Source organism: Streptomyces sp. DT2A-34, assembly GCF_030499515.1.
Taxonomy (GTDB): domain Bacteria; phylum Actinomycetota; class Actinomycetes; order Streptomycetales; family Streptomycetaceae; genus Streptomyces.
In genome coordinates this window covers 9,641,916-9,666,120 of the sequence record NZ_JASTWJ010000001.1, presented here as the reverse complement: position 1 = coordinate 9,666,120, position 24,205 = coordinate 9,641,916, and the positions used below count along the sequence as shown (strand labels likewise).

Below are 24,205 nucleotides of genomic sequence, written 5' to 3'. Positions count from 1 at the left end.
GTGCCCGCACGGCCGATACTGGAGTGAGCCACTGCAGGACAGGCATGCGCAACGGCAGGGGCGCCCGGGGCGCCGCACCACGGGCGCCGCGAACGGCGCGAGATGGGTGGGCGATGCACAACACAGCCCCTACGTCGCTCAGCGAGAGCCCGGACGATCCGTTCTCGGTCCACCGATCCGCGTCGGCCGTGCTGGACGGCCGCGGACGGGTCGTCGCCTGGAGCGAACAGGCCACGGCGCTCCTCGGGTACCGGGCGGACGAGGTGCTGGGCCGGCGGGTGCGCGAGATCCTCGTCGACCGCGCGGACGAGGCCCTGATCGGCGAGGCGACCGCCGCGTGTCTGCGGCAGCACGGCTGGTTCGGGCTGCTGCCGGTCCTGAATCGCGCGGGCCACCGCGTGCACGTGGGGTTCAGAGCGCGACGGGTCCAGCGACAGGACGCCACCGTCGAGTGGCTCCTCATCGGCTCGCTCGCCGAGGACATCGCCCAGTGGGAGATCGACCGGGCAGTGCTGGACGGCTTCTTCAGCCGGTCCCCGGTGGGTGTCGCGGTACTCGGCCCGGACCTGCGGGTGCTGCGGGTGAACCGGGCGGTCGCACGGTTCGGCGGACTGCCCCCCGAGGCGTACCGCGGGCGTCGTACCGCCGACTTCCTGCTCGGCCCGGACTCGGAACTGATCGAGGAAAGGCTCAGGCGGGTCCTGGAGACGGGCGAGCCCCTGATCTTCGCCGAGCAGCCCTGCCGGTTGCTGCGGGACCCCCGGAAGGAACTGATCGTCTCCGTGTCCGCCTTCCGGATGCAGGACCCCTCCGGCAGGGTGCTGGGCGTCACCGAGATCGTCGAGGACGTCACCGACCGCCATCGGGCCCGTCGGCGGCTCGCGCTGCTCAACGAGGCCGGTGCCAGGATCGGGAGCACCCTGGACGTGGCCAGGACGGCGCGCGAGCTGGCCGAGGCGGCGGTTCCCGCGCTCGCCGACGCCCTCTCGGTGGATCTGCTGGAGCCCGTGACGCGTGGGGAGGAGCCGGCCCCCGACGCCACCGGCCCGCTGCGCAGGATGGCGGTGCGCAGCGTCCGGCCCGAGGCGCTGCGGGTGATGTATCCCGAGGGCCATCTGTTCTCCTTCCCCGAGGACACCGCGCCGGCCCGCTGCCTGGCCGAGCGGCGTCCGGTCCTGGAGCCGCTCCTGGAGGCCAACCGCGGCTGGTTCTCGGCCGACGCGGCACGGGCCGGGAAGGCGCTCGCGCTGGGTGTCCACTCGCTGATGGTGGTGCCGCTGGCCGCGCGTGGTGTGGTCCTCGGCCTGGTCTGCCTGTGGCGCTCGCAGCGACCGGAGCCGTTCGAGGAGGACGACCTCACCCTGGCGGAGGAGTTCGCCGCCCGGGCCGCGGTCTGCATCGACAACGCCCGCCGCTACACCCAGCAGCACAACGCCGCCGAGGCCCTCCAGCGCAGCCTGCTGCCGAGTGAGGTGCCCGAGCATCCGGCGGTCGACACGGCGCACCGCTATCTGCCCGCGCATGCCTCCACCGGTGTCGGCGGCGACTGGTTCGACGTCATCCCGCTGTCGGGGCTGCGCGTCGCCCTGGTCGTCGGCGATGTCGTCGGCCACGGCATGCACGCCTCGGCGACCATGGGCCGGCTGCGTGCCGCCGTGCACACGCTGGCCCACCTCGACCTGGCCCCGGACGAGGTCCTCGCCCGGCTCGACGACCTGGTGGACCAGTTGGCCGGCGAACAGCGGCAGGCCGACGGGAACACGCCCCAGATCGTGGGCGCGACCTGCCTGTACGCGATCTACGATCCGGTCTCCCGGCACTGCGCGATGGCCCGCGCGGGGCACCCGCCGCCGACCGTGCTGGGTCCGGACGGCCGGGTGCGTCCGATCGACCTCCCCGCCGGACCGCCGCTCGGCCTGGGCGGGCTGCCGTTCGAGACGGCCGAGCTCGAACTCGACGAGGGCAGCCTGATCGCCCTGTACAGCGACGGTCTCCTGCTGGCCGGCAACCGCGACATCGACCAGGGGCTGGCCCTGCTGCTCTCCGCGCTGGGCGGTCCGTTCCACTCACTGGAGCAGACCTGCAAGGCGGTGGAGGACGCGATGCTGCCCGACCGGCCCGCTGATGACGTCACGCTGCTGCTGGGCCGGACCCGGGTGCTGGCGGCGGAGAACGTGGCGACCTGGCAGCTGTCGGCGGAGCCCACCGCGGCCGGCCGGGCCCGGTCGCTGGTGCGGGAGCGGCTGACCGAGTGGGTGCTGGAGGAGTTCGCGTTCACCACCGAACTGATCGTGAGTGAACTGGTCACGAACGCCTACCGGTACGCCGGCGGCCCGGTGCTGCTGCGCCTGATCCGCGACGGCCACCTCATCTGCGAGGTCTCCGACACCAGCAGCACCTCCCCCCACCTGCGCCAGGCCAGCGGCACCGACGAGGGCGGACGTGGCCTGTTCCTGGTGGCCCAGCTGTCCGAGCGGTGGGGCACGCGCTACGGCCGCAACCGGAAGACCATCTGGGCCGAGCAACCGCTGCCGGTGCATATGCGCGGGGCACACACTTGCGGTGGAACTTAGGTAAGGCTTACCGTTCTCATTCGCACCACTCAGGGCCCCGGCCGTCACACCGGTCCGCCCGCGGCGAGCGCTTCACCGACGCAGCCTGGCCGTTCCTCCCCCAGTGCCTCAAGGGCCTGGGAGGTACCCCCAGCTGGAACCCGCTCACAGGACCCGCACTTGAATCACGCACCCTCCGCGGCCTTCGGTCTGTACGACCCTGCCCGCGACCACAGCGACTGCGGCGTCGGCTTCATCACCCGCCTCGACGGGACGCCGAGCCATGACGTCATCCGCAAGGGCCACGAAGCGCTCTGCGCCATCCCGCACCGTGGCGGCGCGTCCGCCGAGGGTGTCGGCGACGGCGCGGGCGTGAGCGTCGACCTGTCGGTGGAGTTCTTCTCCGCGATCACCGGCGAGAGCCTGCGGGCCGGGCACTTCGGTGTCGCGAACTGCTTCGTGCCGACCGACGCCGGGCGCCGCGACGGCGCCGTGGACCTGGTCGGCCGCAGCATCGCCGAGCAGGGCTTCGACGTCCTGCTGGTCCGCGACGTACCCGTGGATCACTCGGTCGCCCGGCCCGCGGCCGAGCAGTACCAACTGCCCATCGTGCAGTGGGTGTTCCGCGCGCCGGAGAGGTGGGAGCGCGCCGACGTCGACGCCGCCGCGCACCGCGCCCTGCTCGCCGTCGAAGCCGTCGCCTACGCCGACGACACGTCGTACGCCGGGCTGTACCCGCTGTCTCTGAGCGCCCGCACGCAGGTGCTCAAGGGGCGCCTCAACTCCGGTCAGGTCATCGGGTACTTCCGCGACCTCCGCGATCCGCGGCACTCCGTCAGGTCCCTGTACTTCCACACCCGGTTCTCCACGAACACCGAGCCGCACCCGACCATGGCGCAGCCGTTCCGCCTCATGGCGCACAACGGCGAGCTCAACACGGACCGCAAGAACCGCCTGTCCGACGAGGCGCTCGCGCGTGCCCGCACCCGGAGCATCGTGCGGCCGCCGGGGCAGTCCGACTCCAGCCGGCTCGACCAGACCCTGCAGAGCCGGGTGTTCGACGACGGCCTGGACCTCGTCGAGGCGGTCGTCTCGCTCATGCCGCCCGCCTGGGAGAACGACCGCACCCTGCCCGACGCCGTCCGGGACATGCTGGAGTACTTCTCGCTGTACGAGGAGAAGAACGACGGTCCGGCCGCCGTGATCTTCAGCGACGGGGACGTCGTCGGCGCCCGCCTCGACCGGCTCGGCCTGCGTCCGCTGCGCACCGTCGAGACCGCCGAGTACCTGATGGTGGCGTCGGAGGCCGGCCAGGTCGCGTTCCCCGACGACGAGATCGTGCACCGGGGCCGTATCGAGGCCGGCGGCATGCTCGTCGTCGACCACCGCACCGGCCGCCGGCTGCGCACCCGCGACGTGCTCGACGCCCTCGCCGCGCGTCGGCCGTACAGCGAACTGCTCGCCTCGGCCCGGGTGAACCTCGACGACCTGCCCGCCCCCGACTACTACCGCGGCACGACGACGCTCGGGTACGACGGTGACCTCAGCCTCGCCGGGCGGTACGTGGCGTACTCGCTGAACCAGGAGAGCTTCCGGTTCATGCTCGACCCGATGCTCGCCGACGGGTCGGAACGCATCTCGGCGATGGGCTACGGCAACGCCATCAACGCGCTCAGCGACACCGAGGGCGGCATGGCGAAGTACTTCTCGCAGCGCTTCGCCCAGGTGACGAACCCGCCGCTGGACAGCATCCGCGAGGCCGACGGCATGAGCATGCGGGTCGCGCTCGGGCCGAAGCCCGACGGCACCCACGACACCAACGGGCGGCAGCTCGTCGTGTCGTCGCCCGTGCTCGGGCACCTCGACATGGTCCGGCTGCGGGATCAGCGGATCGTGCCGCTGGAGCGGTTCGGCATGCTCTACGAGCCGGTGGCCGGGAACGAGTCCGCCAACGCCGACGCGCTGCGGGCCGCGATCGGCCGGCTCTGCGACGACGTCGAGCGGTTCGCCGCCGAAGGGGGCGGCATCGCCCTCCTCAGCGACCGGGCCGTCTCGTCGACGCGCGCGCCGCTGCCCGTGATCCTCGCCGTCGCGGCCGTGAACCAGCGGCTCATCGAGACGGGACTGCGGCTGCGCGTCTCGATCGTCGCCGAGAGCGGTCAGCTGGCCTCGTCCCATCATGTCGCCACCGCGCTCGGCTTCGGTGCCTCCGCCGTCTACAGCCTCAGCGCACGGCTGCGCGCCGAGGAGAAGTACCCGAGTGCCCCCGCGCCCGCGGGCGAGATCACCGAGACCGACCGGGCGCTGGCCAAGTTCCGCAAGGCCGCCGAGAAGTCGCTCGCGAAGACCATGGGCCGGGTAGGGCTGTGCACCGCCGAGAGCTACATCGGCGGTGAGTTCTTCGAACCGAACTACCTCGACACCCGCGACGACATCTTCGCGCGGATCTTCCCGCACATGGATGCCCCGGTCGGTGGTGTCGGGTTCGCCCGTATCGCGCAGGCCGCCACCCAGTGGCACGAGCGGGCCCGTACGGTGCGCACCGACCAGCAGATCCCGCTGCTCGGGCTGTTCAAGGAGCGGTCGGACGGGGCCGGGCACTCCTTCGGCGTCACGGCGGTGCGCGGCTTCGGCGACATGACCGAGGAGCGGCCGGAGTTCGCGCGCGAGGGGGATCCGGACGCGCTGCGCCTGCTCACGCTCGGCCAGCTCGACGACGCCTTCGGCATCACCGACGCCGCCTACCGCAACACCGGGTACGACGCCCTCAGCGACGCCGAGATCGACGCGTTCCGGATCACGCCCGGGTACCGCGCCTTCCTGCGGACCACCCACGAGGAGCGGTCGCGCCGCCCGTCCGCGCTGCGTGATGTGCTGGCGTTGCCCGCGGATGTGACCGGGCTGCGTACGCCGGAGGATTTCGCGCGCGAGCTGGGCCGGTTCTCGACGACCGGCAACGCGAGCGTGACGGTCCGCGGAGTCACCGTGTCCGTCAGGGACGGCTCCACCGTCCGGCTGAGCCTCAACGGAGGCGGCGCCGACCGCCACGCCGCCCTCGCCGACGGCCTCGCCCTCGCGTACCCCGGTGAGGTCGAGAGGGTGGAGGTGACCGGGGGCGGCGTCACCCTCACGGCCACCGGCACCGCCGCCCGCCTCCTCACCCTCCTCGACAACGCCCCCGACAGCGTCCCCCTCGACGACGTCCAGCCCGCCCACGAGATCACCCGCGCCCTCGCCTCCGGCGCCATGAGCCACGGCGCCCTGGTGGCGACCGCCCACGAAGCCGTCGCGCACGGCACGAACATGGTCGGCGCCATGTCGAACAGCGGTGAGGGCGGCGAGCACCACACCCGCTACGGCACCATCCGCGGCTCCCGGATCAAGCAGTTCGCGTCGGGCCGGTTCGGCATCTGGGCGGGCTATCTCGCCGATCCGATGCTTCAGGAGCTGGAGATCAAGATCGGGCAGGGCGCGAAGCCTGGCGAGGGCGGTCAGCTGCCCGCGCCCAAGGTCACCGTCGACATCGCGGCGGCGCGTGGCGGCACCCCGGGCATCGAGCTCATCTCCCCTCCCCCGCACCACGACACGTACTCCATCGAGGATCTCGCGCAGCTCATCCACGACTGCAAGGCCGCGCGGGTACGGGTGATCGTGAAGCTGGTGTCCTCGGAGGGCATCGGCACCATCGCGGTCGGTGTCGCCAAGGCCGGCGCGGACGTCATCAACGTCGCCGGGAACACCGGTGGCACGGGCGCCGCGGCTGTCACCAGCCTCAAGTACGCGGGGCGTTCGGCGGAGATCGGCGTCGCCGAGGTGCACCAGGCGCTCGTCGCGAACGGCCTGCGGCAGAAGGTCGTCCTGCGCTGCTCGGGGGCGCACCAGACCGGCGGCGACGTCGTCACCTCCGCCCTGCTCGGCGCCGACAGCTTCGAGTTCGGTACGACCGCGCTGATGATGCTCGGCTGCGTCATGGCGAAGAACTGCAACGTGAAGTGCCCGGCCGGGCTCACCACGAACCCCGAGGTCTTCGAGGGCGACCCGCGTGCGCTGGCGCAGTACCTGCTCAACATCGCGCACGACGTCCGGCAGATCCTCGCCCGGCTGGGGCTGCGGTCCCTCCGGGAGGCCCGGGGACGCACGGACCTGCTGCAACTCCTCGACCACCCGGCGAGCGTGGGGCGTCTCGACGTCCGGCGCCTGCTCGCGCGCGTGCCCGAGAAGGTCGTAGCGGACCCGGAGTACCTGGAGAAGGACTTCACCACCGACGACGCCCTCATCGAGCGCGTCAGGGAAGCGCTCCTCGACCGGCGCGAACCGTCCGTGCTCATCGAGGGCATCCGCCTCGGCAACAGCGACAAGTCGGTCGGCGGACAGCTCTCCATCGACGTCGAGCGGCTCCTCAATCACGAGATCGACCCCGCGGGCGCACCCGCCGTCACCACCGACGACCGCGGCCGCCACCGCCTCGTCGACGACGCCGTCCGCATCCGCACCACCGGCTCCGCCGGACAGTCGTACGGCGTGTTCTGCAACGACGGCATCACCCTCGAACACACCGGCACCGCCAACGACGGCGTCGGCAAGAGCCAGAGCGGCGGCCGGATCGTCGTCCGCGCCCCGGGCGGCGGCAGCGCCGAACGCGGCGGCAACGTGCTCGTCGGGAACTTCGCGCTGTTCGGCGCGACCGGCGGCCGGACGTTCGTGCAGGGCGAGGCCGGTGACCGGTTCGCCGTGCGCAACTCCGGCGCGACCGCGGTCGTCGAGGGCCTCGGCGACTTCGGCTGCGAGTACATGACCGGCGGCACCGTGCTCAACCTGGGCGGCTTCGGCAAGGGCCTCGGCAACGGCATGAGCGGCGGGTTCCTCTACCAGTACGACCCGACGGGCGAGCTTGCCGGCCGGGTGAGCGCCGACTCGCTGCTGGTGTTCCCGGTGACCGACACCGAGCACGGCGCCTTCCACGAGGCAGCCGTACGACTCCTGCTGGCATGGCACTTGGAGGCGACCGGCTCCCCGCTCGCGGCGCGGCTGCTGGAGGACTGGGAGGGCGAACGGCGGCACGTGTACTGCGGGATGCCCCGTGCGCTGCTGCTGTATCAGGACGCGACCGAAATCCTGGCCGCGGCGACCCGCAACGAACTCCTCGACGAGCTGGCGACCTCGATCGCTTCCGACAAGCTGCGCGCGTTCAAGGTCGACTACCGCGACCGGCGCACCGTGCTCGGCGGTCGTGCCCCGGCGTTCGGCGATCAGGGAAGCGACGACATGTTCTCGCTGCTGTCGTCGTACACGGTGCTCGGCGTCGCGCAGGACCTCGCGCTCAAGCGGGTGCCCGGGGCGAGTGGCCCGGACGATCCGCGCGTGACGGAGGCCGTCCGCAACCTCGTCCTCACCGAGGACTTCTTCGTCAAGCAGCGGGTCGTGAAGTATCTGCGCGGCACGCTGGAGCGGTTCGACGACGGCGAGCTGGCCACGCTCATCGCGATCAAGCGCCTCGACGACTACAAGCGCGCGCTGCGGCAACGGAACAACCTCAGTGTGGACGCGCCCGGAACCTACGGCTGGATCATGCACCAGAACGCCAAGAACGCCGGCCGCGTCCGCGCCGCCCGGTTCGACGAGCTGCTCGCGACGGCGGCGCTCGACGACATCGCCGGACGCCTCAGCCACCTCCCGCAGGCCCCGACCGAGACGGTGACCGCGTGACCCTCATGCCCCCGACCGGGTCCCTCATCCCGGCCGACGCGCCGTTCTCCGCCCAACAGGAGGCCTGGCTCGCCGGGTTCATCGCCGGGATCGCCGCCGCCGGACGCCGGGACGGCGCGGCGGCGGACGCACCCGCCGCGACGGTCGACGTCCTGTACGGCACCCAGACCGGCAACGCCGAGTTCCTCGCCGGTGAGCTCGTCGCCGGGGCCCGCGCCCGTGGCCTCGGCGGCGCCGCCACCGCGCTCGACGACGTCACGCCCGAACGGCTCGCCGCGATGTCCCACGTGATCGTGGTGACCTCGACGTACGGCGAGGGCGAGATGCCCGACAACGCCGGGCTGTTCTGGGAGGCGCTCCAGGCCGAGACGGCGCCGAGGCTGGAGGGTCTGCGGTACGCGGTCCTCGGGCTCGGCGACCAGGGGTACGACGACTTCTGCCAGGCCGCGAAGCTCATCGACACCCGCCTTGAGCAGCTCGGGGCGACCCGGCTGCACGAACGCGTCGACTGCGACGTCGACTTCGAGGAGCCCGCGGCGCAGTGGACGGCGGCGGTCCTGGAGCGTCTGGTCGCGGAGACCGGCGCGTCGGGCGGGACCACGGAGGCCTCCCCGGCCGCCGCGCCACAACGCTCCCGGTGGAACAAGCGCGACCCGTACCGCTCCCGGCTCGCGGTGAACCGTCTGCTGTCCGCACCCCGCAGCGCGAAGGAGATCCGCCACTACGAGTTCGACCTCGGCGACAGCGGCATCACGTACGCGGCGGGCGACGCGCTGGCCGTCGTACCGGTGAACGACCCGGCTCTCGTCGGGGAGTTGCTGGAACATCTCGGTGCGGGCGGTGACGAGGAGGCCGCCGAGCTGCTGCGGACCGAGCGCGAGATCCGCGCCCCGTCGAAGGAGCTGATCGCCGACCTCGTGGAGCGGGCGCCGTCGAGTGAGCTCGCCTCGGTGGTGGCGCACGGCGACCGCTCCGACCTCGACTCCTGGCTCTGGGGCCGGGACGTGCTGGACCTGCTGCGGGACGCCGGTTCCGCCGCGCCGGGCCTCGCCGAACTGCTGCCGTTCCTGCGGCCGTTGCAGGCACGCCAGTACTCGATCTCGTCGAGCCCGCTGGCCCACCCGGACCGCATCCACCTCACCGTCGCGTCCGTCCGGTACGGCGCCCCCGAGCGCCGGTACGAGGGCGTCGCGTCGACGTACCTCGCGGACAGGGCCGGCGGCGAGGGGGCGGCCGTGGGCATCTACCTGCAGCCGAACGCCTCCTTCGGCGTCCCGGCGGACGACGACGCCCCGATGGTCATGATCGGCCCCGGCACGGGCATCGCACCGTTCCGCGGCTTCCTCCACGAGCGCGCCGCGCGGGGCGCCGCCGGGCGCAACTGGCTGTTCTTCGGCGACCAGCACCGCGCGACGGACTTCGTGTACGAGGACGAGCTGGAGGACTTGCGGAAGCGCGGCGTGCTCACCGAACTCGACCTCGCGTTCTCGCGCGACCAGGCCGAGAAGGTGTACGTGCAGACGCGGATGCGGGAGCGGTCGCGCGAGCTGTACGCGTGGCTGGAGGAGGGCGCGCACGTCTACGTCTGCGGCGACGCCTCCCGTATGGCGAGGGACGTCGAGGCGGCCCTGCTGTCCGTCATCGCCGAGCAGCGCGGGCGCGGGGACGACGACGCGGCGGAGTACCTGGCGGGCCTGCGGCGGGCGAAGCGCTACGTACGGGACGTGTACTGAGCATGACGGACCACGACGCCCATGGTCGCTGCGCGTTCGAGGGGTGCTGCGGCAGGCGGAGGAGCAGCGTGCGGCTGATCGACGCGCGGATGCCGGAGTTGGCGCGGTGCCTGACGCTCTTTCAGTACGTCCAGGCGGTCACCGGAGGTCCGGTCGCCCGGATCGACCAGGCCGGCAGTTACGCGGTCCCGAGCCTGCGCGGCGAGGCGTTCGCCGTGCACCCGGGCTCGATCGCGCTCCGCGTCGACGGCGACGGTGTCGCCTCGGCCGTGGTCGCACGGGACGAGGACACCGGTGCGGTCGCCCTGCGTCTGCTGGACGCGGACGGCCGGACCGTGCATCAGGGGCGGCTGCTCTCCGAGGGGGACCGGCTGCTGACCGGACTCGTGGGCACGCTCGACGCCGGGGCACCGGCCTCGGGACCGCCCGCGGCGCCGCAGGTGCCGGCGTGGGAGAACGGCGACCAGCTCGCCCAACTCGACGCGATCCTCACGGACGGCGGGGTCGCCCGGCGTTCGGCGTTCGGCGGATACCGCGGCGAGCACCGGCCGATCGAGGCCGGCGTGCTGCCCGCCGTACTCGACCACGTCTGCTCCGTCGGGCTGCCGATCGGGGTCGCGGTGTTCGCCCCGGCGGCCATGCAGGCGTGCGGCGGCCGGGTGCATGTCACCGACCGGACCGTCGGCGGGCGGGTGTTCGCGGCGATCGCCCAGAGCTCGGTGGAGATCGACCTCACGGGCGTCCGGTCCTGTCACCTGGTCCGCTCCACGGCGGCACACGGCCCGACCTCGGCGCTCGAACTCGACGACGAGGACGGGCGCTGCGTCGCGGTCATCACGCAGTTCGGGATCGTCGGGGAGGACGTCCACGCGGCCTGGGAGCACCTCACGGCGTCACTGCCTGCCGCAGAGCCGACCCACCCCGGGCAACAATTGCGGATTCAGGTAAATACGGCCCGGAGAGGGGTCACATAAGCACTCCTTTAAGCTGCCAAAAGCCGTGATACGGGGCCGAATCAAGCCGTCCGTGGGCAATGTACAGAGCGTCGGGCCGTTCTTCGTCGCCGCGTCGGAAACGTCGTCCGCCCGCCCTCGCCCTTGTGGCGCCGGCTGCCGACGCGCGCGGTGCGGCGGGCCTGCCCTGCCCCGAGCAGAGCGTTTTCGGCCCGGGCTCCGCCGAGCGGTGTCCTGTGCGTCTTGTGAGACCCGGTCGCCCCCTGCACGATCGGCCTCGCTCGCACAGAAGTCCGCTCCCGGAGCAGTCCACTTGAGGAGGCCACTGTGCCGACCGACCGCATCAGCCTCAGCACCGAGTCCGCTCGGCAACTCGCGACCACCACGAAGACGGCACCGCAGATGCGCGGTATCACCCCGCGCTACCTCCTGCGCGCCCTTCCTTGGGTCGATGTCGAATCGGGTGTGTACCGCGTCAACCGGCGCCGCACCTACGTCCTGGGCGACGACCGCATCAGCACGCACACCGACGAGGGAAGTCCGCGCGTCGTGCAGGGCGACTTACGCGAGATCCCGTACCTGCGCGAGACCGATGACGCCCTCCTCGGTCAACTGGCCGACGCCTTCACCGAGACGAGCTTCGAGGCCGGGCAGGTGCTCGTCCAGGAGGGCGACACCGCCGAGCACCTGTGGGTGATCGTCCGGGGCCGCGCCGAGAAGCGCGCCGCCGGGCGGTACGGCGACGAGGCGCTGGTCCAGGTCATCGGCGACGGGCAGTACTTCGACCTGGAGGCGTGGACCAAGGGCGAGCCCATGCCGTACGCCGTCAAGGCCGTCACTCCCGGCGTCGCCCTGCGCGCCGCGCGTTCCGCTCTCGCCGGGCTCATGGAGCGCGACGGGTCGCTGCGCGGGGCGGTGGAGTCGTACGCGGCGGGCGGCGTGCCCGCACCCGGCACCGAGGCGCCCATCGACCTGAGCGGCGGTCATGTGGGTGAGGTCGACCTGCCGAGCACCTACGTCGACTACGAGGACGTGCCGCGCGAATACCACATGACGCTCGCCCAGACGCGGATGATGGTGCACTCCCGTGTCGCCGACCTCTACAACGGGCCGATGGACCAGACGCGGACCCAGGCCAACCTGACCGTCCAGGCCCTGCGCGAGCGGCAGGAGAACCTGATGCTCAACCACCCCGACCTCGGGCTCTTCCACAGTGTCCCGGCCGGTCAGCGCGTGCAGGCGCGCACCGGCGCTCCCACCCCCGACGACCTGGACGAGCTGCTCGCGAGGGTGTGGAAGCAGCCCGCCTACTTCGTGGCGCACCCGAGGGCGATCGCCGCGTTCGGGCGCGAGTGCACGCGGCGGGGGGTGCCGCCGGTGACGGACAGCCGGTTCGGCAGTCCGCTGCTGACCTGGCGGGGCGTGCCGCTGCTGCCCTCCGACAAGGTGCCGTGTCCGGGCGGCTCGGGCGAGGCCGCCGGTACCACCGAGATCCTGCTGATGCGGGTCGGCGAGGCCGAGCAGGGCGTGGTGGGCTTGCGCCCCGCGGCGGTGCCGGACGAGGTCGAACCCGGCCTGTCCATGCGGAACATGGGCATGGACCGGAAGGGCATCACGTCCTACCTGATGACGGCCTACTTCAACACCGCCGTGCTGGTGGACGACGCCATCGCCGTACTCCAGAACGTCGAGGTGTCCAAGTACCATGACTACGCCTGACGTCACGGCGTGGCCGACGCCGACCGATCCCTCCGCGCTTCGGCGCCGACCGGGCGGTTTCACCGCCGAGTCGGTGCGTCACGACTTCCCGATCCTGCACCGGCCGGTCAACGGCCACCCCCTCATCTGGCTCGACAACGCAGCCACCACCCAGAAGCCGCGCCAGGTCATCGAGGCGCTCACCGCCTACTACGGCACCGCCAACTCCAACATCCACCGCGGGGCCCACACCATGGCGCGGGAGGCCACCGAGGCGTACGAGGCGGGCCGGGCGGCCGTCGCCGACTTCCTCGGCGCCCCGAGCCCGGACGGTGTCGTGTTCGTGCGCGGCACCACGGAGGCCGTCAACCTCGTCGCGCAGAGCTGGGGCCGGGCCAACCTCGGGCCCGGGGACGACATTCTGGTGCCGGTCCTCGAACACCACTCGGACATCGTGCCGTGGCAGATGGTCGCCAAGGAGACCCGGGCCCGGCTCGTGCCGGTCCCGCTCACCGCGGACGGAGAGATCGACCAGGACGCGTACGCGGATCTCCTGTCCTCGCGCACCCGGCTCGTCGCGATCAGCCACGCCTCGAACGTCCTGGGCACCGTCCCGCCCGTCAAGGAGATGACGGCGCTCGCCCACCGCTATGGCGCCAAGGTCCTGGTGGACGGTGCCCAGGCCGTCGCTCATTTCCCCGTCGACGTCCAGGACTTGAACGCGGACTTCTACGCGTTCTCCGGTCACAAGCTGTTCGCGCCGACCGGCATCGGTGTCCTGTACACGAAGCCGGACCTCCTCGCCGGCATGGCACCGTGGCAGGGCGGCGGCAACATGATCGAGTCCGTGGACTTCGGCAGGACCACGTTCGCGGCCGCCCCGCACAAGATGGAGGCCGGTACCGGACACATCTCCGGCGTCATCGGACTGCTCGCCGCCCTGAACTGGCTGACGTCCCTGGACCGCGAGGCCGTCGCGGCATACGAGGAGCGTCTCCTGTCGTGTGCGCGCGACGCCCTTGCCACGGTGCCCGGGCTCCAGTTGATCGGTTCGGCGTCCGACCGGATCGCGGTGCTCACCTTCACGCTCGCGGGGCAGGACCCGGCCTCCGTCGCCGACTGGCTCGACCGCGACGGAATCGCCGTCCGCGCCGGTCACCACTGCGCCCAACCAGCCCTCGCCCACTACGGGTTGGAGTCGGCGGCGCGTGCGTCTCTCGCGCTCTACAACACGTCCGACGAGGTGGACCAGCTCGTCGCGTCGCTGCGCCGACTGCAACAGAGCGCCTGACGAAGGGAGCAGGGTCTGAGCAGGGTCTGAGCAGGGTCTGAGCAGGGTCTGAGCAGGGTCTGAGCAGGGTCTGAGCAGGGTCTGAGCAGGGTCCGTGCGCCCGAAGCCGGCCGCACGGACCCCGGTTCCGCTGCGCAGCGCCGCCGGTCGTGGCGCACGGACCGGTTCGGTTCGCCGAGGCGCGGGCCGCCGAGCTCACCGGGAGGCCGCGGCCGACTCAGGGACGTCGCGCCGGGCAGGGGCCGGGGTGGGCGCGGTGCGCTGGTGGCGGCGGGTGAGGTGTCGGTCCAGCAGCGTGCTCGCGACAGCCGCCACGGCGAAGGCCGCGCCGACCCGGCCGATGCCCGCCAGGCCGGGGCCCGCGTCGATCACCAGCCCGGACACCCAGGGAGCCACGGCGATGCCGACGTGAAGGCGGCGATGTTCACCGCGCCGCCCAGCGTCCTGGTCTCGCCCAGGATGCCGAACACGCGGGCGTTCACCGCCGGGTTGGTCATGAAGCCGCCGGCGGCGAGGAGGACGGCGAGCGGGATCACCACCGCGGGGAGGTCCGCGGTCAGCGCGATGGTGGCCGCTACGGCCGCGACCGTGCCCATGCCGGTCAGCAGGACCCCGAACGGGACCCGGTCGGCGATGCGGCCGCCCACCGTGAGGCCGGCCAGCGCGCCCACGCCGTACAGGCCGAGCACCGCCGGCACGAGCCCCTCGGAGATGCCCGTGACGTCCTCCAGCAGGGCGCCCAGGTAGGAGAAGACCGCGATGGTGGCGGAGACGGTCAGCGCGGTGGTGGCGTAGGCGACCCACAGCCGGGGCACCGCCAAGGAGCCCAGTTCGGTACGCGACCTCAACTGCGGTGCCCCGGTGCCGCGTCCGCCGGGCAGGGCGAGAAGCACCGCGGTCGCGGACAGTGCGGACATGACGGCCACCGCCCAGAACGCCGCCCGCCAGCCGGCGTGCTGGGCCAGCAGCGTGCCGGCCGGAACGCCGAGGATCATGGACAGGCTCAGCCCGGACACGACCACGGACATCGCCTTCCCGCGCCGGTCGGCGGGGACGAGGGAGACCGCGGTGACCGAGGCAAGCGCCCAGAAACCGGCGTACGCCATACCCGTGACCACGCGCATGACCAGCAGGAAGCCGAAGTGCGGCACGAGCGCGGCGGCCGCGTGCCCGGCGACGAACACCACCTGGAAGCCGACCAGTGCGGCCCGGCGGGGCAGCCTCAGGGTGGCCAGCGTCAGCAGCGGCGCGCCGACGACCATGCCGCCGGCGAACGCCGAGACCAACAGCCCCGCCTCGGACAGCGAGACGCCCAGATCACCGGCGAGGGAGGACAGCAGCCCGGAGAGCATGAACTCCGAGGTGCCCTGGGCGAAGGTACCGAATCCGAGGACGTAGATGATCAAAGGCATGGTGCGGGGTGCTCCAGAGGACATTGCCGGGCGAGCGGGATGCCGTTCGGGCAGGAGAGGGCCTGGCGAGAACAGGACGGCGTTGTTCCAGACTCGCGCCGCCGCAAGGCGGGTCGGCCCGCGAACCTGGCCCAGTTGAGCCTGGGTCCAGCTGGGCCACCCTGGACCAGGTGGCCGCACCGCCCTGAGCGAATACTGGCGGGATGGCGCAGAACGCAGAGCTGGGAGACTTTCTCCGCACCCGCCGGGCCCGGCTGAGCCCGCACGCCGCGGGCGTGGCCCCGGGCGGCGGCGTCCGCCGGGTACCGGGCCTGCGCCGCGAGGAGGTCGCCCGTCTGGCCGGGGTGAGCACGGACTACTACACCCGTCTCGAACAGGGCCGCCACCCCAACGTCTCCGAGGCCGTCCTGGATGCCGTGGCCCGCGCCCTGCGCCTGGACGACGACGAACGCGGCCACCTCTTCGACCTCGCCCGGCCTCGTTCCACCCGCCCCAGGCGCCGCCGGCCGGAACGCGTGCAGCGCGTGCGCCCCGAGGTCCATCGGATGCTGGACGTCCTCAACGGCGTCTCACCGGCCTTCGTCGCCAACCACCGCCAGGACGTACTGGCCGCCAACCAGCTGGCCCGCGCCCTGATCACGGACTGGGACGCCCTGCCGTACCGCGAGCGCAACTTCGCCCGCTACGTCCTCCTCGACCCCGCCGCCCGCGAGCTGTACAGGAACTGGGACGAGGTCGCGGAGATCGTCGTGGCGGATCTGCGCCTGGAAGCGGGACGCCATCCCGACGACGCCCTGCTCAACGAGCTGATCGGCGAGGCCGTGGTCAAGGTGCCGGAGGTCAGCGTCTGGTGGGACAGTCACCGAGTAGCCCAGTGCGTCCACGGCACCCAGCGCTTCCACCACCCCGTGGTCGGCGAGTTCGCCCTGCACCACGAGACCCTGGCCTTCCCGTCCGACCCGGGCCAGACCGTGTGCGTGTACACCGCCGAACCCGGCTCCGCCTCCGCTCAGGCCCTCGCCCTCCTCGCCAGCTGGAGCGCCCCCGACGCCACCCGGGACGACACCGGAGCACGGGCTCCCTGGTCCGGCGGCACGGTACGCCCGGAATGACGTACGCCGCTGTGCGGTGTCGACCCGGCGAGCTCAACTCGATCAAGCGCCACCTGCTGGGCGACACCCTGGGCGTGCCCAACTTCACGTCCGTACCGCGCTGTTGGGTCATCGAGCGGGTCGTTCTCCTGGCACGCCCGCCTCGATTTCTCCGGCGAGGGCCCCCACCGCGGGTACCGCCATGTGCACCGCCTATTCGGGTGCCTGTGGGCCCATCAACGCATCTCGCGTGCGGGCCGGCGGCATACCTCTGGCGAGCACACACCGACCGAAGGAGACGCTCGTGCGTGCACCTACCCTGCTGGCCGCCACCGTTCTGGCCGGGACCGTTCTGTTCGGAGGCGCGGGCCAGGCCCTCGCCTACGACAGCGACGACATGAGTAACGCCGGAGCTGGTTTCGGAAACAGCTCTCCGGCCACGCCTGGTCTCGACCAGGACGACTCCGGCTTCGGCCAGGGCGCGTCCGATGCCGGCCAGGGCGCGTCCGGTTCCGACCAGGAAACGCCCGGCTTCGACCAGGATGCATCCGGCTTCGACCAGGACATGTCCGACTTCGACCGGACCATCGGTCACTGACGGCTGCTTGCCGCGCGTTCACCCCCTGCCCCGTACCGCAATGCCCGCGGTGCGGGGCAGGGGGTTTCGCGGGTGTGACCGGTCGGGATAGTTGTCACCAGCTTGGACGTGCGACCTGGACGTCATCCCAGTTCTGAGCGGGGTAGTTGTCATCGCTTGGTCGTTCTTGTTGTCACTACCTCGTGATTTCCATGCTTGCTGTCACCGGCCGGGATTTTGTGGCCGCTGGCTGGGCTCGGGTACCCCCTTGCCTATCGATGCCCGGTTGCCGCTCGCCCGGGGTGCAACAGGTCGAACCTGACGTTCCGCCATTGGGTGCGGAAGGGGGACGTGTCGTCATCGGTCAGGTGGTCGTGGGGGAGCGCCCAAGACTTGACCGGCGTGGTTGTGGCGGTGACGGCCGGCCAGCCCGGGTCGCCGGTGGCGGCGAAGTCGGCCCAGGAGCAGAGCATGCGCTGGGAGAGGGCGTGGTCGAGCTCATCGGGCGGGCCGCCGGTGAGGAATTCGGCGCCGAGAGCGTCCAGGTTGCCGAACGCGAAGGGGATATCCGCGTTGTGCCAGGGCCGGGCGTCTGCGCGCCTGCGGGCGAAGCGGGCCAGATAGGACCGGCCGCCAGCCTTCGCGTGGTGCTCGGCGAGGCGGGTGGTGTACTCGCCGAACTTCGCGTCGCCGAACATCGAGAGGTAGCGGTCGAGCACCGGTGCGTCGGGCATGGACGTCCGGTAGTCGTTGACCAAGTTGGCCGGCAGGCGCAGGGCTTCGGCGAATTCTTCCAGTTCTGCCTCGCTGGTGACTTCCCGGACGGCTCCGACCGCGTGGAGGAACCAGCATTCCTCCAACGTGTGGCATGCGAGTAGGTCCACGTCCCGTGCCGCCCCGGAGGCGATCAGGCGGAGCGGGTCCGCGGGCAGGACCTCGCCGTCGACGACGGGTTGAAAGATCACCGGGTCATAGGCATGGATCGTCGCTACGGGGGCGGCCCTGCACTGGGCGGCGACCTTGTCGGAGGCGGCCACCAGAGCCTGGGGCGGTACGGACAGCAGCCCCTCCGCCGTCGGTGCGACGCCGGCCTCCGCGGCGATCCGCTCGGCGACCGCCGCTGCGAGCTCGACCGTGTAGAAGGCATTGGGCACGCTGTGGGCAATGGCCCGCCGGAACAGCCCCTTGATCTGCTGCATCGCCATCAGGCAGGCGACCGAGCCTGCCCCGGAGGAGTGCCCGGCGACGGTGACGTTACCTGGGTCGCCGCCAAAGGCCTCGATGTTCTCCTGAACCCAGCGCAGGGCGGCGGCCTGATCCCGAAGACCGCGGTTGTCGGAGAAGCCGGGCACGTGGCCGAAGCCCTCGAAGCCCACCCGGTAGTTGCAGCTGACCACTACCAGCCCGGCGCGGGCCAGGGCCGCGCCGTCGAAGTCGGGCTGAGCCGAGGAGCCGAAGGTGTAGGCGCCGCCGTGGATCCAGAAGAACACCGGCAGCGCGCCGTCATGCGTGTGCTCCGGCAGCCACACGTTGACGGTGAGAACATTTTCGTCCCCGGGGCGCCACACGGGCGCCCCGGGCAGCTCAGCTGACTGCGGCGAGATGGGTCCGAAGGCCGTGCAGTCCCGAATCCCACCCCAGGCCGGCGCTGGCTGCGGCTCCCTGAATCGACGGGCGCCGAACGGCGCGGCTGCGTACGGGATGCCGAGCACCGTAGTGACGCCGTTAGTGGGCCCTCTGCCCTGCACACGGCCCCTCGCTGTCCAAAAGACCACCTCAGCACCCGATTGCTCATTCATTGCGCGCCAGTCTCACCCCTCAACAGGCTGCCACGCGAGTGAGTTTGGATCCGCCGGCAAGGGATCGACAGGCCCTCGGAGGCACCGATGACAGTTACCACGACCAGGTGACAACTATCTCGACCAGTCACAGCGGGGTGCGGGTCCCGCTTCTCGCAGCTTGGCAGCTCGGCGAACAAATAATCGGTTGCCTGTCGGCGATGGTCGTGGATGCAATGGCCGGCATGATCACCCAGGTGCGCCCGCCACGGCGAGATGAGACGAACGCGTACTACCGAGCCTCGCCACTCTGCGATCGGGGCGAACCGCTGCCGAATCGTCGGGCGGGAGAGACCGGCGCATGAATACGCCACCATCGCCGCCTGGGGCGCAGCGGTCTGACGGCTCATCCGTCCGGATCGGCGCTCTCGTTCCGCTGACTCGGCCTGGCTGGGTCGAGGCGGGCCAACACCTGCTCGCCGGACTCGAGCTGGCCGTTCGCGACGTCAATGACGCCGGCGGGATCGGCGGGAGGCCACTTGAGCTGGTGGTCCGGGACACCGCGGCTGATCCGCAGCGGGCAGCGGCCGCCGTGGACGAATTGGCTCGCCTGGGCGTCACCGCCTTGGCGGGCGAGTATCACAGCGTCGTCGCTCGCGCCGCCGCCACCAGGGCCGACGCCCTCGGCCTGCCGTTCCTCTGCTCGTCAGCGGTGCTCGACACGCTCACCGAACAGCCGACGGAATGGGTCGCGCGCCTCTCCCCACCGCAGTCCCGCGGCTGGCAGGTCTACGCGGACTTCCTCCTCGGCGCGGGCCACCGTCGCATCGCCGTAGCAACCCAGCCGAGTATCTACTGGGCCTCTGGGACCCGCGTTCTGCGAAACCACCTCGCGACACGCGGCGGCGCTGTCACCGAACTCGACATGAGCGCGCTCACGCCCACGGCCGTGTGCGACGAACTCGTCGACCAGCGCGCGACAGCCCTCCTCCTCCTGGTCGGTCACCCGGAGCCGGCAGCGTCGATCGTCAGGTCCGTGCGCCGCGACCAGCGCCTCACCGAAGTCATGATCGGCGCTCCGGCCGGGCAACCGGAGTTCGCCGAGTGGGCGACGTCGCTGGGCGACGCCGACACCGCGATCCCGTTCCTGCGTTATCTGCCCGAGCGCCTCAGCCCACTCGGTGCACGAGTCGAGACGGCCCTGCGCGAACGGCTGGCCGAAGCGCCCTCCTTCGTCGCCTACGAGGGCTACGACACGGTCGCCGTCCTTGCCGATGTGCTGCGTTCGCACGGCACGGACCGGGCGCACACGGCCGAATCCTGGCCGGGCGTCGCCGTCGAAGGCACCCGCGGGCAGATCCAGTTCTCCCGCGTGCCGGGCATCAGCGTGTGGCAATGGGCGCGGACGCCCATCCAAGTCGTTGATCGGGATCCGGCGGAACCCGATCGCTTTCGGATCCTTTTCCCCAGTCCGCCAAAGGTGCGGAACAGAACATCCTGATGCCGGTCTCATCGTTGAGCCACGCATGAAGATCATCGCTGCCGCCGCACTCGCCGGTGCGGCTCTCCTCACTGCCGCCATCCCCGCCTCAGCTGACGACGGGCCCATCGACTTCGGCATCTTCCAGGGTGTCAACGACACCACAGGCTCAGAATCCACGGACTCGAGCCCGAACTGGAGGCAGACAGACAGCGGGTCGAGCGGCACCGTCCCGAAGTCGGCCCTGGAAATGCTGGTAGCCGACCTGGCGGCACCCAGCCAACAGTGAAACCCGGAAGGCGCACGATCCGGCTTGTGGCCGCGGCGAGTGCGGTGTCGGCACTGGCGCTGACCTCCTGCGGCCCGGACCGCTCCGACGACGGGGACTCCGGCGACCGTGAGGCGAGGTACAAGCGGGTCATCGAAGACCCTCACCCACGCCCCGCCGACGTCATCGAGGCGGCCGGCGCCCCGGCCGGCGTGGTCCGCGCGGACGACGGCTCGTTGCTCCTGACGTACGAGGCCGGCAACGTCGAGGACGACGAGGGGCCCGCCGCCTCCGCCTGGCGCATCGTGGGCCCCGACGGCCGTACGGTCGCCGAGCACGCGGAACACGCGGACGCGGAGGCGGTGCCGGCCACGTTCAAGGGGGTGCCCGGCGGCTTCGTGCGGGTGCGGCCGGGAGAGGGGGCCGAGGGAGCGTACGCCCTCGACGTACGCGGCAAGCGGCACAAGGTCGCCATCACCGAGACCCCGTTGCGCACCCGCCCCGGCGACATCCTGCTCGCCGAACTGGAGCCGACCCTCGTCTACCGCCCCGCCACACGCACCGTGGCGCCCCCGGCCGACGTGCCGGACGACGCCGTCCGCCTCGCCGTGGACGAGCGTGGCACGACCTGGAGCCTGGAGCAGTCCCTGACCGAAGACCCCGACCGCGTCGTTCGGCAGCGCGGCGGTCGCACCCTTGGCTCCACGGCCGTCCCGAAGCCGTACGCGGGAGGCATCCTCACCGCGCGGGGCGGCACCGCGGCGTTGTCCCTCGTCCGGGGCGAGGACGTGCGCGGCGTGTCGGTGACGACGGACGGCGGCGGGCACTGGCAGACGGTCCTCGGCGGCGGCATTCCCTGGACGGACCTGGAGCATGGCCCGGAGTCGCTGGTCCTGGAGCTGCTCGCGGACGGGCGGCTGCTCGTCGGCGAGGAGGGCGGCCGCTACTGGCTCGCCGACGACCGCACCAACAGCGCCTTCCACGCGCTGAAGACACCGGCGACATTCACGTCGTTCACCGTCGCCGGCACGACGCTCTACGGCATCGCGGACGCGACGACGGCGACGTACGAACTGGTGGCGGACGAAGGGCTGTGGATCTCTCGCGACGGCGGCCGCGAGTGGCGGCGCTACGAGCAGCCCGGGCCCCGGCACCAGCGCCCGTCCGGGCAGCTCGCCGAATCCGAAAAGTGATCCCCAGGTGGCGGTGGCACGGTGCGTGCGCGTGGGGGGGCGAGGTCGCGGTAGTGGTAGTGGTAGTGGTGCGTACGGACCGCGCGGCAGCGGTCGTTACCTTGGCCGGGCGGCGACGTTTGTCCGATCACCAGGAAGTGATCACGTTCGCCCCCTCGACGAGAGCCCCCCATGAACACGCCTCTCAAACTCGCTCACGCCTACGAGACCGACAACAACCCGCTCCTGTCCGTACTGCACTCTCTCGGCTGGGGAAGCCTCCTCAACCTCGGCTACTTCACTCCCCTCACGCTCCCCCGCCTCACCGGCGGCCTGTCGTCCTTCCAGGAGGACCTCGTCAGCCGTTCCCTCGCCCTGCTGCGCATCCAACCGGGCGAACAGGTTCTCGACGTCGCCTGCGGCACCGGCCGCACCACCCGCCGTATCGCCGAGCAAGGCGCCTTCGCCACCGGCATCGACCTCTATCCGCCCCATGTGGCGCAGGCCGTCCAGCGGCACGGTGACCATGGCCGCACCCGTTTCCTCCAAGCCGACGCCACCGACCTGCGCGCGCATTCGTCTTTCGGCGACGCCGAGTTCGACAAGGTGCACTGCCTGGAGGCCGCGTTCCACTTCGGTCCCGAGGGCCGCCGCGCCTTCCTGGAGGAGGCCTACCGCCTCCTCAAGCCAGGCGGCCGGCTCGTCCTCGTCGACTTCGCCTGGGCCACCGGTGACCCCACCGAGATCAACGCGGCCGATCCCGGCCGCGTCGTTCGCGACACGTGGGCGTTCGAGGAGTTCGAACCGCTCGTCCGCTACATCCGTCACGCGATCGACATCGGATACCGTCCATGCCGTGTCCATGACTGGACCCGCCCCGTCACCCGACGCTTCATGACCCTCGGCCTCCTTGGCGCCAGGCTGGCCCTCACCCCCGCCGGGCGCCGGCTCCTGGGCCGACTGCTGCCCCCTCTGAAGGATCTGACCCACGCTCAGTGGCTCTCCCTCTCCAGCGTCGTTCTGGCCCACGTGCCCGTCCAGCGCGCCAGCCGATACGTCGCGCTCGTCCTGGACAAGCCGGTCCGCGGGACGTGACGGGGACACGCGTCGCAGGGCGGCCGGTCGGTGGTCGACGGGCGGGGCGATTACCCGAACACCTTGGAGCTGACCGGCGCACCCGGCCACGTTGCCCCGGGCACCGGAGGGCCGTCGGGCGGGGGCGGACGCGTTGACGGCGGTTCGCTCTGGCGGCAGCCGGCTCGCTCGCGCCGGCCGTCGGCACGATCGCGACCACGACGACGACGGCGGCCGTCCCCGTCTCGTACGCCATGACGGACAGCCCCTTCTCCGTCACCGCCCAGCGACTTCAGGCGGGGCGCGGTGCAGTTCGCCTCCTTCCGCCAGGACGCTTCGGGCAGGAAACGCCCTGTCGCGGCCGTGAGCGAGCACACTCGGCAGAGGCTGCTTGGCGCTCTGGAGGATCTGGAGGCTGGGGAGGCCGGGGCGGCTCTGGAAAACAGCGGCTGGCCGAGTTGTCCCAGCTCCGCCGGGTCCTGGCTGTCGACGCTGTCCAGGCCCGAGCTCAGAGGGAGTCGAGGCCGAGCTCGTGGTTCTTGATCGCCTCGCGGACGGCGCTCACGAAACCGTTCCAGAAGCGGTCGGCGTAGGGGCTGTCGGCGCTCGGCAGACCGGCCGTCGTCCTGCGCTTGGCCGCGCCGGAGAAATCACCGAACATCGCCTTGCGCAGCGCCGTGGACAGCTCCAGCTGGGCGCCGGCGCCCGTGCGGGTTCGGTTGACGATGTTGGCCGGGTCGTCGCCGTTGATGGGGTCGGTGGGGCCCGCCAGGACCACGGTCACGTCCCAATCGACGTTGCTCGTGGGAGAGGTCAGGCCGTACTTCGTGAAGGCCGCCAGCAGGTTGCGCCTGAGCCGCTCGTCCCGACCGCCGATGATGACCTTCTTCGCGGCCGTGTCTTCGAAGCCGTGCAGGGCTACGGCGTACAGGTTGCCGGCACAGACAGCGAGGGCGGCCGGGTCGTCGCAGTGGGTCGATGTGACGTGCTGCGCGGAGGAGTTGGCCAGGGCCTCGAACATCCAGTAGTCCCGCTGCGGCTCTCCCGGCACCGCCGCGCTCGCCGGATCGGTGTTGGCGTCGAAGGGCGTGTAACCGGCGATGGCCATACACAGCTCGCTCGTACCCGCCTCGATCCCACCACCGTGCGGCGCGATCACCGCCGTACTGCTGACGGCGCTGCTCGTGCTGCGGGCATTGTCCGTGACCTGCACCGGCGCGCCGATACGAAACCGGCGCATCCAGTCGGTGCCCTCCTTGGCCGCGGTACGGGTGTACAGCTCGGTGTTGGACCCGTACTGGTCGGCTGCGGCGGCCGGCGTGGCCCCGCTGCCCATCACGGCGTTGAGGGTGGGCAGGCCCGCGGCCACGGCGGCGACGGAAGCGAGGACGGTGCGTCTGCTGGTGTTGTCCACGGGGCG

Annotated in this window: 16 protein-coding genes; 12 read left to right on the top strand and 4 right to left on the bottom strand. The window is 71.6% G+C overall.

The window, feature by feature from the left end; translation table 11 throughout:
• The first annotated feature begins 113 nt into the window (after positions 1 to 113).
• From QQM39_RS43100 to QQM39_RS43075, 6 genes are all read left to right on the top strand, one after another.
• Positions 114 to 2,573: a SpoIIE family protein phosphatase gene (locus QQM39_RS43100; RefSeq protein ID WP_302003010.1), complete on the top strand. Its 2,460-nt coding sequence runs from the start codon at positions 114 to 116 to the stop codon at positions 2,571 to 2,573.
• Positions 2,574 to 2,732: 159 nt separating this feature from the next.
• A complete protein-coding gene (locus QQM39_RS43095) occupies positions 2,733 to 8,258 on the top strand; it encodes a glutamate synthase-related protein (RefSeq protein ID WP_302003009.1) in 5,526 nt (1,841 codons plus the stop codon).
• 5 nt (positions 8,259 to 8,263) lie between these two features.
• Positions 8,264 to 9,991, top strand: coding sequence for a sulfite reductase flavoprotein subunit alpha (locus tag QQM39_RS43090; RefSeq protein ID WP_302003921.1), 1,728 nt, complete (start codon positions 8,264 to 8,266; stop codon positions 9,989 to 9,991).
• A 68-nt stretch (positions 9,992 to 10,059) separates the two neighbouring features.
• A complete protein-coding gene (locus QQM39_RS43085; RefSeq protein WP_302003008.1) occupies positions 10,060 to 10,965 on the top strand; it encodes a hypothetical protein in 906 nt (301 codons plus the stop codon).
• Between the two features lie 306 nt (positions 10,966 to 11,271).
• On the top strand, positions 11,272 to 12,663 hold the full coding sequence (locus tag QQM39_RS43080; protein ID WP_302003007.1) for a family 2B encapsulin nanocompartment shell protein: 1,392 nt from the start codon (positions 11,272 to 11,274) through the stop codon (positions 12,661 to 12,663).
• Positions 12,650 to 13,933: a cysteine desulfurase gene (locus tag QQM39_RS43075; RefSeq protein WP_302003006.1), complete on the top strand. Its 1,284-nt coding sequence runs from the start codon at positions 12,650 to 12,652 to the stop codon at positions 13,931 to 13,933. Before QQM39_RS43080 ends, QQM39_RS43075 begins: the two co-directional genes overlap by 14 nt.
• Positions 13,934 to 14,128: 195 nt before the next feature.
• On the opposite strand, the gene QQM39_RS43070 is transcribed toward QQM39_RS43075, so the two are convergent.
• Together QQM39_RS43070 and QQM39_RS43065 are read right to left on the bottom strand one after the other, a co-directional pair.
• A complete protein-coding gene (locus QQM39_RS43070) occupies positions 14,129 to 14,317 on the bottom strand; it encodes a hypothetical protein (RefSeq protein ID WP_302003005.1) in 189 nt (62 codons plus the stop codon).
• Entirely contained in the window at positions 14,302 to 15,345 is a 1,044-nt protein-coding gene (locus QQM39_RS43065; RefSeq protein WP_302003004.1) for an MFS transporter, read from the bottom strand. The genes QQM39_RS43070 and QQM39_RS43065 overlap by 16 nt, the downstream gene beginning before the upstream one ends.
• A gap of 203 nt (positions 15,346 to 15,548) precedes the next feature.
• On the opposite strand from QQM39_RS43065, the gene QQM39_RS43060 reads away from it, so the two are divergent.
• Both QQM39_RS43060 and QQM39_RS43055 read left to right on the top strand, forming a co-directional pair.
• The gene (locus QQM39_RS43060; RefSeq protein ID WP_302003003.1) at positions 15,549 to 16,457 is read left to right on the top strand and encodes a helix-turn-helix transcriptional regulator; all 909 of its coding nucleotides are present in this window, start codon (positions 15,549 to 15,551) and stop codon (positions 16,455 to 16,457) included.
• A 283-nt stretch (positions 16,458 to 16,740) separates the two neighbouring features.
• Complete coding sequence (locus QQM39_RS43055; RefSeq protein WP_302003002.1) at positions 16,741 to 17,034, top strand: hypothetical protein; 294 nt, start codon at positions 16,741 to 16,743, stop codon at positions 17,032 to 17,034.
• 251 nt (positions 17,035 to 17,285) lie between these two features.
• On the opposite strand, the gene QQM39_RS43050 is transcribed toward QQM39_RS43055, so the two are convergent.
• A complete protein-coding gene (locus tag QQM39_RS43050) occupies positions 17,286 to 18,812 on the bottom strand; it encodes a carboxylesterase/lipase family protein (RefSeq protein ID WP_302003001.1) in 1,527 nt (508 codons plus the stop codon).
• Positions 18,813 to 19,152: 340 nt separating this feature from the next.
• Between QQM39_RS43050 and QQM39_RS43045 the strand changes: the two genes are divergently transcribed.
• From QQM39_RS43045 to QQM39_RS43030, 4 genes are all read left to right on the top strand, one after another.
• Positions 19,153 to 20,292 (top strand): ABC transporter substrate-binding protein, encoded by a 1,140-nt coding sequence (locus tag QQM39_RS43045; protein ID WP_302002999.1) that lies wholly within the window; start codon positions 19,153 to 19,155, stop codon positions 20,290 to 20,292.
• Positions 20,293 to 20,317: 25 nt separating this feature from the next.
• Positions 20,318 to 20,560 (top strand): hypothetical protein, encoded by a 243-nt coding sequence (locus QQM39_RS43040; RefSeq protein ID WP_302002998.1) that lies wholly within the window; start codon positions 20,318 to 20,320, stop codon positions 20,558 to 20,560.
• A gap of 26 nt (positions 20,561 to 20,586) precedes the next feature.
• The gene (locus QQM39_RS43035) at positions 20,587 to 21,732 is read left to right on the top strand and encodes a hypothetical protein (RefSeq protein ID WP_302002997.1); all 1,146 of its coding nucleotides are present in this window, start codon (positions 20,587 to 20,589) and stop codon (positions 21,730 to 21,732) included.
• Between the two features lie 171 nt (positions 21,733 to 21,903).
• Positions 21,904 to 22,806 (top strand): class I SAM-dependent methyltransferase, encoded by a 903-nt coding sequence (locus QQM39_RS43030; RefSeq protein ID WP_302002996.1) that lies wholly within the window; start codon positions 21,904 to 21,906, stop codon positions 22,804 to 22,806.
• Between the two features lie 487 nt (positions 22,807 to 23,293).
• Here QQM39_RS43030 and QQM39_RS43025 read toward each other — a convergent pair whose 3' ends face one another.
• Positions 23,294 to 24,199: a poly-gamma-glutamate hydrolase family protein gene (locus QQM39_RS43025; protein WP_302002995.1), complete on the bottom strand. Its 906-nt coding sequence runs from the start codon at positions 24,197 to 24,199 to the stop codon at positions 23,294 to 23,296.
• Between the last annotated feature and the right edge of the window lie 6 nt (positions 24,200 to 24,205).